Annotated in this window: 11 protein-coding genes; 3 read left to right on the top strand and 8 right to left on the bottom strand. The window is 54.4% G+C overall.

Going from position 1 to position 17,428, the window contains the following annotated elements; genetic code table 11:
• Nucleotides 1–148 precede the first annotated feature (148 nt).
• Complete coding sequence (locus J7E36_RS16360; RefSeq protein ID WP_215004728.1) at nucleotides 149–1,393, top strand: TIGR03862 family flavoprotein; 1,245 nt, start codon at nucleotides 149–151, stop codon at nucleotides 1,391–1,393.
• A gap of 63 nt (nucleotides 1,394–1,456) precedes the next feature.
• On the opposite strand, the gene J7E36_RS16355 is transcribed toward J7E36_RS16360, so the two are convergent.
• Both J7E36_RS16355 and yedA read right to left on the bottom strand, forming a co-directional pair.
• Nucleotides 1,457–2,794, bottom strand: a complete 1,338-nt coding sequence (locus J7E36_RS16355) for a DEAD/DEAH box helicase (protein WP_215004718.1) — start codon at nucleotides 2,792–2,794, stop codon at nucleotides 1,457–1,459.
• A gap of 58 nt (nucleotides 2,795–2,852) precedes the next feature.
• Nucleotides 2,853–3,755: a drug/metabolite exporter YedA gene (gene yedA, locus J7E36_RS16350; RefSeq protein ID WP_215004715.1), complete on the bottom strand. Its 903-nt coding sequence runs from the start codon at nucleotides 3,753–3,755 to the stop codon at nucleotides 2,853–2,855.
• A 161-nt stretch (nucleotides 3,756–3,916) separates the two neighbouring features.
• On the opposite strand from yedA, the gene J7E36_RS16345 reads away from it, so the two are divergent.
• Nucleotides 3,917–4,378 (top strand): Lrp/AsnC family transcriptional regulator, encoded by a 462-nt coding sequence (locus J7E36_RS16345; RefSeq protein ID WP_215004712.1) that lies wholly within the window; start codon nucleotides 3,917–3,919, stop codon nucleotides 4,376–4,378.
• 357 nt (nucleotides 4,379–4,735) lie between these two features.
• On the top strand, nucleotides 4,736–6,226 hold the full coding sequence (gene proS, locus J7E36_RS16340; protein WP_215004709.1) for a proline--tRNA ligase: 1,491 nt from the start codon (nucleotides 4,736–4,738) through the stop codon (nucleotides 6,224–6,226).
• 33 nt (nucleotides 6,227–6,259) lie between these two features.
• Here proS and J7E36_RS16335 read toward each other — a convergent pair whose 3' ends face one another.
• Genes J7E36_RS16335 through J7E36_RS16310 form a run of 6 tightly spaced genes read right to left on the bottom strand, consistent with a single transcriptional unit; the run spans nucleotide 6,260 to nucleotide 17,426 of the window.
• On the bottom strand, nucleotides 6,260–7,441 hold the full coding sequence (locus tag J7E36_RS16335) for an MFS transporter (protein ID WP_215004706.1): 1,182 nt from the start codon (nucleotides 7,439–7,441) through the stop codon (nucleotides 6,260–6,262).
• A 10-nt stretch (nucleotides 7,442–7,451) separates the two neighbouring features.
• On the bottom strand, nucleotides 7,452–8,210 hold the full coding sequence (locus J7E36_RS16330) for a class I SAM-dependent methyltransferase (protein ID WP_215004703.1): 759 nt from the start codon (nucleotides 8,208–8,210) through the stop codon (nucleotides 7,452–7,454).
• Nucleotides 8,211–8,212: 2 nt separating this feature from the next.
• Nucleotides 8,213–9,130, bottom strand: a complete 918-nt coding sequence (locus J7E36_RS16325) for a serine hydrolase (RefSeq protein ID WP_215004701.1) — start codon at nucleotides 9,128–9,130, stop codon at nucleotides 8,213–8,215.
• Nucleotides 9,120–9,845 carry a thioesterase II family protein gene (locus J7E36_RS16320; protein WP_215004698.1) on the bottom strand — a complete coding sequence of 242 codons (726 nt, stop codon included), beginning with the start codon at nucleotides 9,843–9,845 and terminating at the stop codon, nucleotides 9,120–9,122. Before J7E36_RS16320 ends, J7E36_RS16325 begins: the two co-directional genes overlap by 11 nt.
• A complete protein-coding gene (locus tag J7E36_RS16315) occupies nucleotides 9,838–15,573 on the bottom strand; it encodes a type I polyketide synthase (RefSeq protein ID WP_215004695.1) in 5,736 nt (1,911 codons plus the stop codon). Before J7E36_RS16315 ends, J7E36_RS16320 begins: the two co-directional genes overlap by 8 nt.
• Entirely contained in the window at nucleotides 15,570–17,426 is a 1,857-nt protein-coding gene (locus J7E36_RS16310; RefSeq protein ID WP_215004692.1) for a non-ribosomal peptide synthetase, read from the bottom strand. Before J7E36_RS16310 ends, J7E36_RS16315 begins: the two co-directional genes overlap by 4 nt.
• Nucleotides 17,427–17,428: the final 2 nt, after the last annotated feature.

Genomic DNA, 17,428 nt, shown 5'->3' with positions numbered 1-17,428 from the left:
GTTTGATAGGAGCGGGCTTGCTCGCGAAGGCGGTTTTTCAGCCAGCATCAGTGCCAACTGACACGCCGCATTGGCGAGCAAGCCCGCTCCCACAAGGTTCTGTGCTGCTAGAATGGGCCGCTTATTCATCTTCACCGCAGCCCACGCCATGACCCAACCCACCGATCCCGCTACCTCCAACGTCACCATCATCGGCGGCGGCCCAGCCGGCCTGATGGCGGCCGAGGTATTGAGCCAGGCCGGTGTCCAGGTCGACGTGTACGACGCCATGCCCTCCGTCGGCAGGAAATTCCTGCTGGCCGGTGTCGGCGGCATGAACATCACCCACTCGGAAGCGTTCCCGGCGTTCCTGTCCCGCTACGGCGAGCGCGCACAGCACCTCGCGCCGTTGCTGCGAACATTCGGCGCTGATGAGTTGTGCGAGTGGATTCACGGGCTGGGCATCGACACCTTTGTCGGCAGCTCCGGCCGGGTGTTTCCTACCGACATGAAAGCCGCCCCGCTGCTGCGTGCCTGGCTCAAGCGCCTGCGCGACGCAGGCGTGGTGATCCACACGCGCCATCGCTGGCTCGGCTGGAACCCGGATGGCAGCTTGCGCGTGGCGTCCCCGGAAGGCGAAAAAAGCCTGCGGCCCGACGCTACATTGCTGGCGCTGGGCGGCGGCAGTTGGTCGCGCCTGGGCTCCGACGGTGCCTGGATGCTGCCCCTGGAACAACGTGGCGTTGCCCTCGCAGCGTTGCAGCCGAGCAACTGCGGGTTCGACGTGCAGGCCTGGAGCGATCTGATGGTCAGCAAATTCGCCGGCGCCCCGCTGAAGAACATCGCCCTCGGCCTGAACGACGATGCGCCGCGCCTCGGCGAATGCGTGATCACCGCCACGGGCCTTGAAGGCAGCCTGGTTTACGCGCTGTCGGCGCCGATCCGCGAGGCCATCAACCAGCACGGCAGTGCAACCGTCCACCTGGATCTTTTGCCAGGCCGGCCTGTGGACAAAATCCACCAGGCCCTGAACAAGCCACGCGGTTCCCGCTCCATGGCCAAGCACTTGCACAGCCAATTGGGGCTCGATGGCGTCAAGGCCGCGTTGTTGCGCGAACTCACCCCGGCCGCCTGCTTCGCCGACCCGGCGCGGCTGGCCCAGGCGATCAAGGCCTTGCCCATCACCCTGGTGAAAACCCGGCCGCTGGATGAAGCCATCAGCAGTGCCGGCGGGGTGACGTTCGAAGCCCTGGATGAACGCCTGATGCTCAAGCGAGTACCCAGCGTGTTCTGCGCCGGGGAAATGCTCGATTGGGAAGCGCCGACCGGCGGCTACCTGCTGACGGCCTGCTTTGCCAGTGGCCGTGCGGCGGGGTTGGGGATGGTGGAGTTTCTTCGAAACAGCGGTGCTTAAGTTGCAAGCTACAAGCCTAGCGCTTCTACTTGCAGCTTGAGGCTTGCAGCTCGCCGCTGCCCCTCATGGCTTACGCTTGCGCGGCCCGGTATTGAACACCGGCACCTTACGCACAGGCTTGACCGAAGGTTCCACCGGCGCCGAGTCACCGCTGTCGACCCACTTGCCCAGGTTGCGCTTGCCACCGCCGCCCGAGGCTTTCGGTTTCTTCGGTTTTTTCGGTTTCTTGACAACCTGGCCGCTGGCATCGGTTTCCGGCACCCGATGTTCCGGTTCGAAATCGTATTCCATTTGCCGCGGCAACGTCTGACGGGTCAGGGTCTCGATGGCTGACAGCAGGTTCACTTCGTCGGCGCAGACCAGGGAAATCGCTTGCCCGGTCGAGCCAGCCCGACCGGTACGGCCAATGCGATGGATGTAGTCTTCGGCCACGATCGGCAAGTCGAAATTCACCACCAGAGGCAAATCTTCGATATCCAGCCCGCGGGCGGCAACGTCGGTGGCGACCAGGATCTGCACTTCACTGGCCTTGAAACGGTCCAGCGCGCGCTGGCGGGTGGCCTGGGGTTTGTCGCCGTGAATGCCGTCGGCGTTGACACCCAGGCCCTGGAGTTTTTCCACCAGCGCATCGACGCCGTTGCGGGTCTTGGCGAACACCAGCACCTGCTTCCACTTGCCCTTGCGCATCAGGTGCACGAACAGTTCCGGCTTGCGCTTCTTGTCCACCGTCACCACCCATTGCTTGACGGTGTTGGCCGCGACGTTACGCGGGCTCACTTCGACGCTCAGCGGATCGTTGAGCATCTGCCCGGCCAGCAAACGGATCGCGTCGGAGAAGGTCGCTGAAAACAACAGCGTCTGGCGCTTTTTCGGCAACGCCTTGTAAATGTTCGCCAACTCCTCGGAGAAGCCCAGGTCGAGCATGCGGTCGGCTTCGTCAAGCACCAGGGTCTGCAACTGGTTGAACTTCAGCGCGTTCTGGCGGAACAGGTCGAGCAGGCGACCCGGCGTGGCGACCAACAGGTCGACGCCTTTGCGCAGCTTCATCATCTGCGGGTTGATGCTGACGCCGCCGTACACCGCGTAGGTGCTCAACGGCAGATTCTGCGCATATTCACGCACGCTTTCATGGACCTGCTCGGCCAGCTCCCGGGTCGGCACCAGGATCAGCGCCCGCACCGAGTTGGCCGCCACTTTTGGCCCTTCGGTGGTCAGCAATTGCAACAGCGGCACGGCGAAACCGGCGGTCTTGCCGGTGCCGGTCTGGGCCGCAGCCATCAAGTCTCGACCGGCCAGCACCGCCGGCATGGCCTGGGCCTGCACCGGGGTCGGGGTCTGGTAGCCGAGCGTCTCGAGGGCGCGCAGCAAGGGTTCGATCAGGCCAAGGGAGGCGAAAGTCATGGAAATACCGTAGGAAAAGTCAGCGCAGGGTGTGCAATGCGCGGCAGTTTACCTCAATTCAGGATTCGACCGGCGCAGGCTTGGGTTTGCGCCACTGGGGCAGCCCGATCAACACCACGGCGCTGATGATCACCAGCATCGCCAAGGCCTCTTCAACGCCGATGCTCTCACCGGCAAACACGATGCCCAGCAATACCGCCACGGCCGGGTTGACGTAGGCATAGCTGGTGGCCGCCGCCGGACGTACATGCTTGAGCAGGTACATGTAGGCGTTGAAGGCGATGATCGAACCGAAGAAGGTCAGGTAGGCCAGCGCGAACCAGCCTTCGAACGGTGGCACACGCTCCAGGTGTTCGCCGCTGGCGAAGCTGCCGATCAATAGCACCACGCCGCCGGCGAGCATTTCCACGGCACTGGCCATCGCTCCTGCCGGCAACGGCACGTGTTTGCTCAGCACCGAACCGAAGGCCCAGGACGCTGCTGCAAACACCAGCAAGGTCGCGCCCAACGGGCTCGATTGCAGGTTGGAACCGAGGTTGAGCATGGCGATGCCGATCAGCCCCAGCACAATCCCCGCCCATTCCAGACGCGTATTACGCGCACCCCAGAAATATCCGCAGAGCAAGGTGAACAACGGCACCGTTGCCACCGCCAATGCCGCTACCCCGGACGCCACGCCCGTGTGCTCGGCCACACTGACCGCGCCGTTGCCGAAACTGAGCAGCAACACGCCAATGACGGCCCCGGCCTTCCACTGCGCCCACGTCGGCGCCGGCGCCCCGCGCCAGCGCAGGAAGCCGTACATCAGTGAGCCGGCCAGCACGAAACGAACACCGGCCAGCAACAGCGGCGGCCAATGTTCCACGCCGATGCGGATCACCAGGTAGGTCGACCCCCAGATGACGTACAAGGCGAAAAAGGCAGCAATCAATGGCAGAGGAAAACGGCGAAGGCCCGGCATGGTCAGCTCGAAGTCAGGACAATGAAAGCCGTTATTCTAAAAAGGCGGCAGGCGAAAAATAAGTTACAAAACCTGTTTATCCCACCCATACACTTTTCAAACCACGGAGATGAGCGCTATAAACCGTGCTTTCGAAAGTCACGTCACCTGGAAGCCAAACCGTGGATAAATACGACCGCATGCTGCTCAACGCCCTGTTGGAAAACGGCCGTGCCTCCTACGCCGACCTGGCTCGCAAAGTGAACCTGTCGCCCCCCGCCGTGGCCGAGCGGGTCAGCAAGCTGGAGGCCAGCGGCGTGATCACCGGTTATCAAGCCAAAGTCGACATGGCAAAAATCGGCCTGCCAGTGCAGTGCGTGATCGAACTGCGAATGAACCAGCACGGCAACCAGAAGGCCTACGACGACCTGTGCAAAATCCCACAGCTGACTGAGTGCCACCGGGTGACAGGCGACCCGTGCGTGATCATGCAAGCGGCGGTGGGTTCGATGCCGGAGCTGGAAGCATTGATCAATCGCATCGCCAAGTTTGGTTTCAGCAAGACGTCGATTGTGTTGTCCAGTGCTATAGAGAAGCGGGTGCCGTTGGGGCAGTTGGAGGGCAACGGCAAATCATCTGTTTAGCACGGATCAAAATTGTGGGAGTGAGTTCATGTGACAGTCAACAAAAGGCTACTAATCGCCCCCACACTCCGCGTCACTAGTGCTCATTAAACATCAAAGAGAGTGCATATAGCCTTCAGGGCTGGAACTTGGGAATACACTGTAGGAAAACTCCACACCGACTCCCTACTACGCATCTTGACTCAGAAAAAGACAGTGGATTTTCGCCGTAAAACAAATAGCCCACCGACTCGCCCAACCAGCCGCCATATCTAAGCGTAATCGTCTAACACAACAAACCAACACCAGACAACATTAGACTTGAACACCCTCTGTGTTAGACTCGACTGCGTACCTCTCTTATGCAGTGAGATTTATATGAAGAGCGCGATAAATCCTACAAGAAGTGAAAATTTTTCCGAATGGTATCAGCAAGTCATTATCCAGGCAGAGTTGGCCGAAAACTCCCCAGTCAGAGGATGTATGGTTATACGCCCTTGGGGCTATGGCATCTGGGAAAATATCCAACGCGAACTTGATAATAAATTCAAGGAAACGGGGCACCTTAACGCATATTTCCCGCTACTTATTCCACTTTCCTTTATGCAGAAAGAAGCTGATCACGTAGACGGATTCGCCAAGGAATGCGCAGTAGTTACTCATCATCGCCTAGAGCAAACAGCTGACGGTAAACTGACCCCAGCCGGAGAGCTTGAAGAACCGCTTATCATCAGGCCAACCAGTGAAACAGTTATTGGCGCCTCGTTTTCCCGGTGGGTGCAAAGTTACAGGGACTTACCACTGCTCATCAATCAATGGGCTAACGTGCTGCGCTGGGAGATGCGCCCAAGGATTTTCCTGCGGACGTCAGAATTTCTTTGGCAAGAGGGACATACAGCTCACGCTTCTAGCGAAGAAGCCCAAAAAGAAACAATGAAGATGCTTGATGTCTACGAACAGTTCACGGTCAACTACTTGGCGATACCGGTCATCAAAGGAGAAAAGTGTTCTTGGGAGCGCTTCCCGGGCGCCGTTAGCACTTACACTATCGAAGCGATGATGCAAGACGTTAAGGCGCTTCAAGCGGGGACCTCACATTTCCTGGGACAGAATTTTGCACTAGCCTCAGACATTCGCTTCGTGAATAAAGAAGGCATAAAGGAACTGGCATGGACCACATCCTGGGGCGTATCCACGCGTTTGATCGGAGCTATGATCATGACGCACGGTGACGATGACGGGCTGGTAATTCCGCCTCTGGTGGCGCCGGTTCAGGTTGTAATTATTCCGATAGTGAGAAAGGAACAGGATGCCGAAGCCATCCATGATTGCTGTGAAAAACTACGCAAGCAGATCATTCGAAAAAAATTGAAAGGGCAAAATCTACGTGTGCAGATTGACGCACGAGATATGAGCAGCGGTGAAAAAAAATGGTATCACATCAAACGCGGCGTACCTGTTCGAATTGAGGTAGGCATAAAGGAGTTGGAGCAGAACATAATTTCCTACTCGTGCCGCAACGGCGTTAACAAAACGCTCAAGACGGGCACTGACTTCTTCATCAACAATATTTCAAAAATACTTTCTACCATTCAGAGCGACATGCTAGAAAGCGCACGTAAACATCTATTTGAAAACACCATCACCGCATCAACGCTGGAGACATTTAAAAGCGCATTAAAAACAAATGAAAAACCTGGAAAATTCATTCTCGCGCCATTTACTGAGCATGAGAAAGTCGAGACAGCCGTTCGCGAATTAGGCGTAACCGTTCGCTGCATTCCGCTTAAGCAGCCCAGCATTTCTGCCACCTGTATATTTACTGGAACAACAACAAAAACTTGGGCCATTTATGCAAAGTCATATTGATCCTTGATCGCTCATGGCCCTGCGACTGCAGGGCTATGCTGTTCCAAGAAAGGCCAACCTGCCGCCTGCGTTGTAAAACATTGCCCCGCCTGCCATTAGCAATGCAAGCAGATATAGGAAAAAGTACATTGGATTGCAGGCTGCAAGTATAAAACCGCAGACTACCGGCGTAGACGCTGCCCCTAAATAAGTGAGATTTTGCGAACTATAGTAAGCCCCTGTCATGTGGGGAGGCGCGATACGAGTAATATATAAAAACTCCAACGGCTGGATAATAATTTCGCCCACTGTAAAGAGGACGGTGAAGAGAATCCAAGTCAATAGCGTACTGGAGAATGCGAAACCTAATAACCCGGCGAAAAAAGCCAAGACGCAGACGCACGTCCACAGCCTAAAATACTCAATGGTCACCCGGCGACCAATTAGGTACTGCAATAAAATTGAAGTCAGCGCGTTGGTGACGAAAACAGCATTGATGATTTCGTACATTCTTCCGGCGGTATGGGTCGTCAACAAATATTGGCCCACGTACAGATGAAACTGTCCGAACACGGCTGCTAGCAGGATGCTGGCGATTGTAAATTTCAGCAGTTTGCGATCCTTAGCCATGATTGCCAAAGACGCTAACAGGCCCTCATTATCGATTTTTTGCTGCGCGCATCTCCGCGAAGTTGCAAAGGGCTTCCTTGCTATCAGAACAAAAACAAGTGCTGCAATGCTGCAAAACAACAGAGGCGACACGGATTGTTTGTTCAACCAAAGGCCGATCAAGGGCCCTAGTGCGTACGCCGTATTGGTGAGGGTATATTTGAAAGAGAGCACCGAAGCCGTCTGCTCCGTGGGAAATTGGCGGGCGATACACATGCGCACTGCCGTTTCGAGTGATAAATAAGCCAGATTGAGCACCAGACAAAGAATGAAAACCAGCGCCAGCGAATCGGACAGCAGCAGGCCGGCGTATACCGAGGACTGGATGAAGGATGACGTGAGCAACAAGCTTCTGACACTCATTCTGTCGAGCAATGGACCAGACACCAGACTGAAAACAGAACTCAGCAGGATGAACCCTCCGACAAATAGGCCTATGTGATCCACGGAAAGCTCGAATCGCTCACTAAGAAACATCAGAAAATAGGAGAGAAATGCGGCCCGCGCCAACGTCGGAAAGAAAGACAACGGCACCACCAAGGCTGCCCCTTGAAACAGTCGGCTCATACCCATGCGCTCATATATTCCCATAGACCACACGTGTTCTATAGTTCAAAGACACCCCCTCCTTTTGCCCGTATTGCTGATACAGAGCGCTTAATGCGCAAATGGCGGACATATATTCAGCAGTGCCCGGCTGCATGGCATAAGAGCACGACATTGTTCTTTCGAGCAGTCCCGGTTCGCTTAGCTGCTGACTGTTGAGAAACGTGCACTCTTGGATAGAACCCTGAAAAAATTTCCGAATGCGGTCCTCCAAGCATTGATCGATTTGCAACGTCTCTTCATAACGCTCGAATTGGTCACACAGCAGCTGCTCGTAAGCATGGTGAAACTCATCACAGTCAGGACTGCGGATATTCCAAACGAGAAAGACCGGGTTGTTGGTAGCAAGCACTCGCCTGAATTCAGACTGGGTCTTGCCTGGATCAAACCAGTGGAAAGATTGGCCACAAACCAGTGCCGATACAGAGTCGGCTGCAAACCCCAAGCGCTCGGCAGTACCGCATCGAAAAGCTGCGCTCGTCGCAGCAGTGTTCATACGGGCCGTCGCCAACATTTGCGCATCAGGCTCCACGCCGATTACGGGCATCCCAGTAGACGCCAGTTGGCGGGTCAATATTCCGGTTCCCGAACCGACGTCCAGCACCGGCAGGCCGCAAGACAAGTCGAGTTGACGGTGGATAAACTCTATTGCCTGCGTTGGGTAGGAAGGCCTGGCACTGTCATAGATCGTAGACTTGTTGAGGTAACCGTCAGCAAGAGAATGTGCCATTTTCAGGATTCCTTTGGGGGAGGCTCAAACTTGCTGCAGTCATCCAGCAAGCGAAAAAAAAGAGCAATAAAATCCCTAGCGTGTGCGAAGGCGGGTCGAGGCTCCGCTATGCGATGGAGGTCATCAACAATGAACGAAAAAATCATTCTCACTGCGCCATCGCGAACCAGATAGCCGATATTGTTGTAATTGCGATAGCCAATGCCTTGTTTGTCGCCTATATGACCCACGTCGGTCATCCAACTTCTTACCGCTGTGGTGTCCTGTTGGGCACGCATGCTATCAAGGCCGAACAAACATAAATCTCGGCGGATGAAAGGTGAGCTGAAAGGCAACCGTCCATTAGCGCCATCAACCAGCAACGACAGCGCTGTCATCAAATCCCACGCTGTAGTGGTGTTGACTACATCCAACGGATGATCAAGGGTCAAATCGTGGATAGGTACCGAGGACACATGCTGGGTTCGACATAATCCTAACGTCGTTGAAAGCGCATTCAGGCGCTCCAAACCAATAAGTTCCACGAGATAAAATGCGGCGATATTGTCGCTCAGTCCCATCATCAGCTTGAGCAGTTCGGCGATGCTGAACTTTCGAGGCGTATCCAAGAGCCAAAGGCCCCCACAGGTTTGCGCCCCTGCCCTGTCCTTTTCCACAAAGAGGGTGTCTTCTAGCGCCAATTCTCCGCGCTCGATCAGCAGCAACACCGTGACAAGAATGTAAAGTTTGCGAGTACTTGAAGCAGGACAGCGAGCATGCTCATTGAACGCATGGTGGGTACCCTGCATCACATCACGGATACACCAGCGGTAGGCACAGGATGGCTCTAGTCTTGCTCGCTCAATCATTCGCTCACCGGTCATGGGTAAGGACCAGCCACCAATGTTCAGCCAATCCAGTGCCTGAGACTCATCCCTCATGCCGCGCAACCTCTTGCAGCTTTTCTCTCACCAGACTGGCAACTTGGTCTGTTTGGGAACGGATAAAAAAGTGATCGCCCTCGAATAGTGATACCTGACATCCGCGGGAGGTATGACGCAACCAACCCGAATAGTCCTCAAACAGGCTGGTAACCGTGTCCCGGCTCCCCAGCAAGAGGTCGATTGGCGATGCGATGGGCGATGTGGCGCTTTTCGAGAGGTCGATCGCCAATTCAAAATTGGCTCTTATCATCGGGAGTGCCGCTCGCATCACTACCGGATTACATAGTAGCTCCGGCGGGGTACCTCCTAGTTCTGCCAGTACTCGTAGCAATGTCGAGTCGCTTAGATCCTGCTCGTGAGCAACCATGGCGCTGGCGAATCGCTCCGGTGATAGGCACCCGCTGATGAACAGGCGTGACGCGTGCAATCCATGGTTATGCTGGAGCACTGTCTGCAATTCAAACGCTACACGCGCCCCGAGGCTGTGACCGAAAAGTGCAAATGGCGGTACACAACAGCGTAGGTAATGTTTGAGCAGATATTCAATCAAGCCATCACGTGTCATCTGAGCTCCTGCCCCATGAGCGGCGCTCCTCCCTGGTATGTCGACCGGAATTACCGTGATATTTGGTAATACACGCCGCCAGCGTGTATAAAATCCGGCGCTTCCGCCTGCGTAAGGGAAGCAGAGCAAGGTAACGGCTTCATTCATTGCCTTCCCTCACCGCGCTCAGCAACATGTTCAAGTTCCGCATCATAAGCTGGCTCCAGCGCTTGACCTCATCGCGTGAAAAACGCTGGCCGTGATACCAGAAATTAAACCGCAGGTCATGACCGTCTATTTCAACAACTAGATGCAACCCTGGCACGCGTCTCATGTCTTCGACATTGGCGCCGGACAAGACTCCTTCTCCGATCGGCCCTAATATCTCCACCCCCTCGATCCATACCTTGCCTTGGCGGGTGGCACTTTGACGATAATTCAGGAAGTTGATGCCAAGATCAGAAAAATAGGAGTCATGCGCCATGCCCGAAAACACTGCCACTTCATCGATCATCATCGTCGGGTGCATCAACGGATAATCCTGAATGGCTTCAAGCGTGCGTGCGACCATGGAAATACCGTTCAGCCACTCGTGATGCACAGTGATCGGTACAGGTAGTGGGGAGGTGAACGGGCCGATCACATCGTTGAATTCGCTTAGACCACGTCCACTGTTGATTGCACTGATCATCAACTGATTGCAGCCGATCACCTCGGCCATGGTTGCGGCATACACGTACAAAATGGCGTTGAACACGCTGAAACCGTGTTGTGCTGCCATTTTGCTTAGAAGGCGGTTGGCATCAGCAATCATGACACTGTGGCGCGCCGACCGACGCACCGCAGTGGCGCTGAACCCCAAATGGCCAGGCAAAACAGTCGGGCTTTTGAAGGCGTTGTAAAGCCCTTTGAAGAAACCTACATCGTACCTCCACTGCCCGTGCAGGTACTGCTGCTGACGTTGTGCGTAATCGGCATAAGCAATGATGTGATTGATGCAGGTCAGAGGCTGATCATTGGCCAACTGATACAGGCATTCACCAAACCGGTCGAACATCAACGTCAGGGATTTACCGTCAAACTCCAGATGCTGAACACCCAGCAGGGCGACAAACCAGGACTCTCCTATGTCAACGAAGTGTATGGCCCACGTCACATTTTCCTCGGGTTTAGGCAATGCCTGCGCCATTGACCTTACAAGGGTCTTTATCTCTTGTGTCTTCTGCTGCGCCGATTTTCCGGCGAGATCCGTATATAACTCGGTGAAACCCTCAAGCACCTGCGCTGGCGTCTTGACTACAGCCCGGCCCCCAGGGAAAAACGTGCGCAACAGTGGGTGTTCCTCGAGTACTTGCAACATGGCCTTGCGGCAATGTTCAGCGTCAAAAGGGCAGTGGATTCGATACGGAATGATTCGCAGACCGTAATCCTGACCGATTAGCGATATCCACCGAGCCTGTTGCAACGAAACAAGCGCACCCTGCCCCTTGGGCAGCACTGACTCTTTGCGCACCTTATTGGCATCGCGCCACGCGGGCTGATTGACATGAGCAACCATGTCGGAAAACAACTCACTCAGCGCCCGACTAGCATGGAAGCGCTCGAGACTCCACTGTAAGCCCAGTTGCGAATTCAAGGCATTCTTGAGTTGCACCAGTGCTAGGGAATCGAATCCAAGCGTTTTGAAACTATGTGACTTGATCGATTCATAATATCCCTGGCTCGCAGGCTCAAGCCCAACCAACGTATTGACAGTCGAAAACAGCCAAGCTTTCAGCACCTTGATGACTTCATACTCGTCGTTACAGGCGAGCAGTCGCGTCGCAACATTGTCCTGGTTTTTGCTATCACGTTCGCTGACCTTGGGTGCCAAACATTCAAGAAACCTGGTGCTGGCTCGGGACCTATCTCCCAATGCTCTCTCATTAATGTTCATGTAAGCGACGCGGCGGGATGGACCGCCCAAAAGTGTACGCACGAACCGAATGCCTCGTTCGCTACTGTGGCTGTTCAGGCCGCTGATCTTCAAAACTTTTAGGCGCTGATGCTCATCAAGTAGTTTTCCGGCGTCGCCCCACACTCCCCAATTGACCGTTAGCACTTTGGCCGCTCCGGAGAATAAAGTCCCGTGGGCCGCATCGAGGAATGCGCTGGCAGCCCCATAGGCCAGCTGCCCAGCGTTACCCAAAATTGAGGTAGCTGAAGAAAAATTAAATACGCATTCGACTTTTGTACCTTGCTCACTCAGCAAGCGGTACAAGGCCAGGACACTGTTGCATTTAGCATCAAAGGATTGCTGCAGATCCGCAGTCCCGACATCACCCCATAACTTATCGTTGAGATCGACCGCTAGATTAAAGATCGTAGCCCGCTGCAATGACGCTTGATGCAACCACTGCGCGCAATCATCCTGCCCTTGATCGCTCGACAGATCGAAACTGAAATAAAGGACGCCAGGATGACGCACCATCAACTCGCGCAATGCATCATTTGGATTAGGTGAACGCCCAATGACGAGAACGGAGCGATCTTGTTCGGCACAAAGGCTTTCGATCAGTTTTCGTCCAATACCACCGGCACCACCGAGCAACACATAGTGCTGATCGCGCTCCTCCTCAACACTAGAATAGTCTTCCATGAACCGCTCCAATCGGGGCACATATGCCTGTCCTTTCTCGATCGTGACGACGAGTTCATCAGTGGACGGCAGCAGCAGTATTGGTTCAGCCTCTTCGGTACTTTGAGGAAGACAGGTTCTGAGGAAGTTGAGGACAGTGACCTTCCGGCCAGGCTCTTCGAGCAACAACGAACGCAGCATTCCCACGACGCTATTCGCCACTGGCCCGGGAGTCTTGTCTCCATCGCAGCAAGCTTGTGTTGCAAACAATAGACAGATATGAGGACAGCGGTCGGTCATGCTGCGCATTAGACTCAAGGTTTGCGCACAGGCACTTATTGATGCTTTAACGTCACTATCCGGCAGCTGGCGCAGATCGAGATAAACCCGGTCGAGTCCATCTGAGTATTCTCGCCACAATTCGGCGAAGGCCTGCGTCGCGGTGTTCTGTATAGCGTCGCAGCAAGCGCCCACCAAACGATTCAGAGCAACTCGATGGATTTTCTTGAAGACGCCATCCAGATAGCGAACCTCGTCTCGCGGCTGCTCTCCCAAGCTGAGGAACAGTACCTTAAGATTTGCCGCCCGACTGTCCATCGATTTATCTGTCAATGGTTGCCAGACTGTCTGATAGATGAGTTCGGACGTGGCAGCTTCAGATTGCGAAGCATTGATCCAGCAGCGAACACGTCTAAAGGGATATCCCGGCAGCCCCGAAAGGAGTGGCACTCGCACTGAAGGCGCCGTAAATCGAACATCCGCTCCCGCTTGGTACAACTCACCCAATACCGCCAAATATTGCTGGTGATCCTTCTGCCCGCCTCTGGCTATTGGCAAAACGTTCAGCTGGTCACCCCAGTCACCAAGCACCAGACCTGACAGGATGGCTTTTGGCCCTAATTCGACTAGATGAGTGCAACCTTGGTCGAGCGCAGAGGCCACACCTGCGCTGAAATTCACGGTTTCACGCAGTTGCCGACACCAATATTGCGAGGTCGCCACTTCTTCTCCCGCCAGGACACCTGTCAGCGTAGAGATGAAAGGACTGCTCGGCGGACTAAATGCGACTGAGTCCAGGTACGCTTTAAAGCTGTCCAGCAATGGGTCAAGCAGGCAGGAATGCCCTGGGCGTGAGATGTTCAGCCGTGACGCATTGACTCCAGCGAGTTGCGCGTTGTGCAGGAGCCTTTCGATAGCCTCACGTGTTCCGGAGACTACTGTGTTAATGGTGCCGTTCAGTGCGGCAATAGATAAATCATCCGCTATTTTTTCAATAAACCCTGAGGCACATGCGTGATCGCATCCCAATACCGCCATCGCACCGATATCACCAAGTGAATCCAGTAACCGACTGCGCTGCACGAGCATCCTGAACCCCTGCTCAGGGCTGAACACGCCTGAGATGCAGGCAGCAGCGTACTCACCTAGGCTATGTCCGAACACCGCGACGGGGGTTATGTCATGGCTTAGAAACAACCTCGCCATCGCCACTTGCAGTGCGAACGTCAGTGGCTGCGATAAAGCAATATCCTGCTCGATCCGCATATTGATCCGGGTATCGAACAGCAGATCTGCGACGTCGGCACCAAACGCTTCCCGACACACCGAGTTGAACGCATCAAGCTCGGATTTGAACAGAGCTTCCTGAATATACAACTCGCGTCCCATTTCCCGATGCTCTGCGCCTTGGCCGCTGAACATCAGCCCCACCCGTGGGGTACGCGTGTCTGGCGAGCGATTGTTGAAGGACAGCGCGGCCAATGCTTCGATGGCTTGCGAGCGATCACTGACACAGATGTAAGCACGCTGTTGGAAAGTTGACTTGGAATACCGCAGATTGGAGACAAACCCCAAGAAACAATCATCTGCCTGAGTTTCGAGAAACTGCCGATAGGCATTGCACAGGTCACGCAAACCGTCAACGTCTCTGGCCGAAATAGGAATCAGCCATGGCGTGTTATCACCGACCGAAGAGCCGGTCACCGGTGTCGGCGGTGCTGTCTCGAGGATCAAGTGCGAATTGTTGCCGCCTAACCCAAAACTGCTGACCCCAACGATGATATGAGGCTGGTTGATCGAAACTGGCTGCCGGTTAATCACGAAAGGTGTTTCTTCAATGTACAGCTGCGGGTTGTACTGCTGAAAATTGAGGGTCGGAGGAATAACTTTGTGCTGGGCAATCAGAACCGCCTTAATCAATCCAGCCATTCCAGCCGACCATCCCAGATGCCCGATGTTGCCTTTGACACTTCCCAAATAGCAGGTGTGCCCGCAGTCACGATCAGTAAAAGCAGTGGCGAGCGCTTTAATCTCGATCGGATCACCAATGGGAGTAGCGGTACCATGTGCTTCGATATAACTGATATCGGCAGGAGCCACACCGGCCAGATCGAGCGCTTCGCAAATGACCCGAGCCTGCCCAGCAACAGAAGGTGCCGACATACCTGCCCGATGCGCACCATCGTTATTAGTGGCTACCGAACGAATCACTGCGTGGATATGATTACCGTCGGCAAGTGCATCAGCGAATCTCTTCAACCCGATTACAGCAGCTCCGGAACCGAACACCGTGCCACTGGCCTGGGCATCGAAAGGACGACAATGCCCGTCGGAGCTGAAAGGCATGCCAGGCTCAAAATAGTAAGGAATCGATTGTGGGACCGAGATAGTAGCAGCCCCCACCAGCGCGGCATCGCACTCGCCCAGAAGCAAAGCTTGAATTGCGGCGTGCACACCAAACATTGACGTCGCACAAGCGGCTTGAACGTTCACGGCAGGGCCACAGCAGTTGAGTTTGTAAGCGATCCTGCTGGCTAAAAATTCCTTGTCTGTGGCCATGAATTGGGCCAAGGACTCAGAGGATTGGTACAGGCTTCCGGCATTGTCATGGGCATTCAGGCCATAGATATTGTTGATGAAATAGGAGCTGGGACCTGCACCGCAAAATACTCCGATAGAGTCACTTTGCTCATGAAATGAAGCATCCTCCAGTACCTCCCAGGCGCATTCGAGTAGAACTCTGTGTTGCGGATCAAGCAACTGAGCCTCCTTGAAGCTGAAACCGAAAAAATCGTAATCGAAGTCTTCGATACCTGACAGTTCGGCACGCGCCCGAACGCGGCCATCTGGATCCGACTCAACCTGAATGCTCTCAACCCCGTCCAAGAGATTTTGCCAGTATTGACCCACCGATACGGCTCCCGGGAATCGGCAGGACATAGCGACGATGGCAATACTGTTTTCGTTCCGTGTGACCGAGCCCCCCTCGTGCTTATTCATATCAGCCCCTTTTTCGTCCCTGAGTACTGAATGGCGGCCGATCTCAGCTTGCGCTTAGTGTCAGCGACGATGGATTTTTTTGATTCAGGAGCCTCCTTAAGGCGTTGGGCGTTTTCGCACAGCAACCTTGGGGTTGGATACTCGAAAAAATCGGTCTGGCGAAACCTGTGACCCAGCACGTGGCGCAATTCGGCTAGCATGGAGATCAATGTGAAAGAGTTCGCTCCTGCCTCCATAAAATTATCGTTTACGCCTATCCGATCGAGCCCTATACACTCTGCTGTCAGTGCACATACCAGCGTCTCTAGCTGGCCTTGTGGCTCTACATAGTTTGACGAAAGCTGCGATGTTATACCTCCTACCGGAGGGAGCTTCGCGATATCGACTTTGCCATTTTGGTTCAATGGAATAGCTGAGATTTTTCTATAGAAGGATGGCAGCATGTATTCGGGTAACGCTGCGGCAAGATGCGTGTGTAGGCTCAAACTCAAATCCTGAACACGCTTCTGCGTTGTAAAATAAAGGGTCAGTGAGGTGGTTAGACCCAACTTCGATGCGACGATAAGGCAATCATCTACCAATCCGGAAGCCATGGCGGCCACCTCGATCTCCTTCAGTTCCACTCGATAACCACGAACTTTATACTGCCGATCATGCCGCCCCTTGTACTCATATTGGGCTCGTTCATTGAGTACACAGATATCACCCGTTCCGTACATACGCTTCTGAGTAACAGGATGAACAGTGAAGCTCTTTGACGTTTGCTCTGGCATGCCGTAATAACCCAGCGCCAATGAACTGCCGGAAATGTACAACTGCCCGGCACTGCCCGGTTTCACGGGTTGCAGTCTCTCATCAAGCAACCAAGCCTCATTGCCTGCGATAAGCTGCCCGATCGGGGGCAGGTCCGGCCAGCCATCTGGCTCATTATCTAGCTGGCAGGCCATAACGACATGAGTTTCGGATGGTCCGTAGTGGTTGATAAACCGACAGAATGGATGGGCTTTGAACCATTTCCTGACGATGGGGGTGACTTTTAGCTGTTCTCCTGCCACGATCACTTCCCTCAAATCGGATAGTGCTCTACCCTCTTGAAGGTTGAACGTCATAAACGGAATCAGCATCGAGGTAGGTAAGAAAAGTCGCGTCACTTTTCCGTTGGATAACTGTTGGGTTAATTCCTGTAGATCTTTCTTCTGCGCTTCCGTGATGATCAACAGGCGGTCCCCGTAGCACAACGTGGCATAGATCTCCTGAAATGAAACATCGAAGCCTTGAGCGGCATACAACAGCGTGGTTCCGCTGGGCTCTGGCGCCTTCCCCATCCAGTCGATCAGGGTGCTGAGCGCGCGGTAGGGCATCAGAATCGGTTTTGGTTTGCCGGTGGTTCCAGAAGTAAATACGACATAGGCTGGTGACTCGCCCTCGATTGGGACTTCTAACCCCACGTCGTCATTTGCACTCTCAGTCCCTGTGACATCTTCGATATACATCACGCGTGTGTACGTATGCAGCATGTCCGTCAATTCGCTCTTCTGCTGAGAGCTGATCAGACACAATGATAGATCGACAGACGTAATCATTTGCTTCAGTCGGCTGATCGGATAATGGCAATCCAACGGGACAACCGTACGCCCCAGCAGATGGACTGCAAGTATCGCGACTATGTAGTCGACACTTTTGCTCACGCCGACGCCGACCATTATTTCTGAACCAGCTTTGGCAATATACCGAGCCGCTCGTCTAGCACGAAGATACAGCTCTTCGTAGCTGACGTCCGAAACCTCATCGGAAATTGCGGGCAGGTGAGAATATCTAGCGACCTGCTCTAAAAACCTCTCAGTGAATAACATAA

The organism is Pseudomonas fluorescens (assembly GCF_018614775.1).
In the GTDB taxonomy this organism is placed as follows: Bacteria; Pseudomonadota; Gammaproteobacteria; order Pseudomonadales; family Pseudomonadaceae; genus Aquipseudomonas; species Aquipseudomonas fluorescens_BY.
The sequence above is the reverse complement of the archived record's forward strand: the minus strand, read 5'-3'. Positions and strand labels throughout refer to the sequence as shown.

Coding starts and splice junctions, on each gene's coding strand:
- J7E36_RS16355 (WP_215004718.1), bottom strand. CDS start 2,794: ATGACTTTCGCCTCCCTTGGCCTGATCGAACCCTTGCTGCGCGCCCTC.
- J7E36_RS16335 (WP_215004706.1), bottom strand. CDS start 7,441: ATGAGCCGACTGTTTCAAGGGGCAGCCTTGGTGGTGCCGTTGTCTTTC.
- J7E36_RS16310 (WP_215004692.1), bottom strand. CDS start 17,426: ATGTTATTCACTGAGAGGTTTTTAGAGCAGGTCGCTAGATATTCTCAC.
- J7E36_RS16325 (WP_215004701.1), bottom strand. CDS start 9,130: ATGAGGGATGAGTCTCAGGCACTGGATTGGCTGAACATTGGTGGCTGG.
- J7E36_RS16320 (WP_215004698.1), bottom strand. CDS start 9,845: ATGAATGAAGCCGTTACCTTGCTCTGCTTCCCTTACGCAGGCGGAAGC.
- J7E36_RS16315 (WP_215004695.1), bottom strand. CDS start 15,573: ATGAATAAGCACGAGGGGGGCTCGGTCACACGGAACGAAAACAGTATT.
- yedA (WP_215004715.1), bottom strand. CDS start 3,755: ATGCCGGGCCTTCGCCGTTTTCCTCTGCCATTGATTGCTGCCTTTTTC.
- J7E36_RS16360 (WP_215004728.1), top strand. CDS start 149: ATGACCCAACCCACCGATCCCGCTACCTCCAACGTCACCATCATCGGC.
- proS (WP_215004709.1), top strand. CDS start 4,736: ATGAAGAGCGCGATAAATCCTACAAGAAGTGAAAATTTTTCCGAATGG.
- J7E36_RS16330 (WP_215004703.1), bottom strand. CDS start 8,210: ATGGCACATTCTCTTGCTGACGGTTACCTCAACAAGTCTACGATCTAT.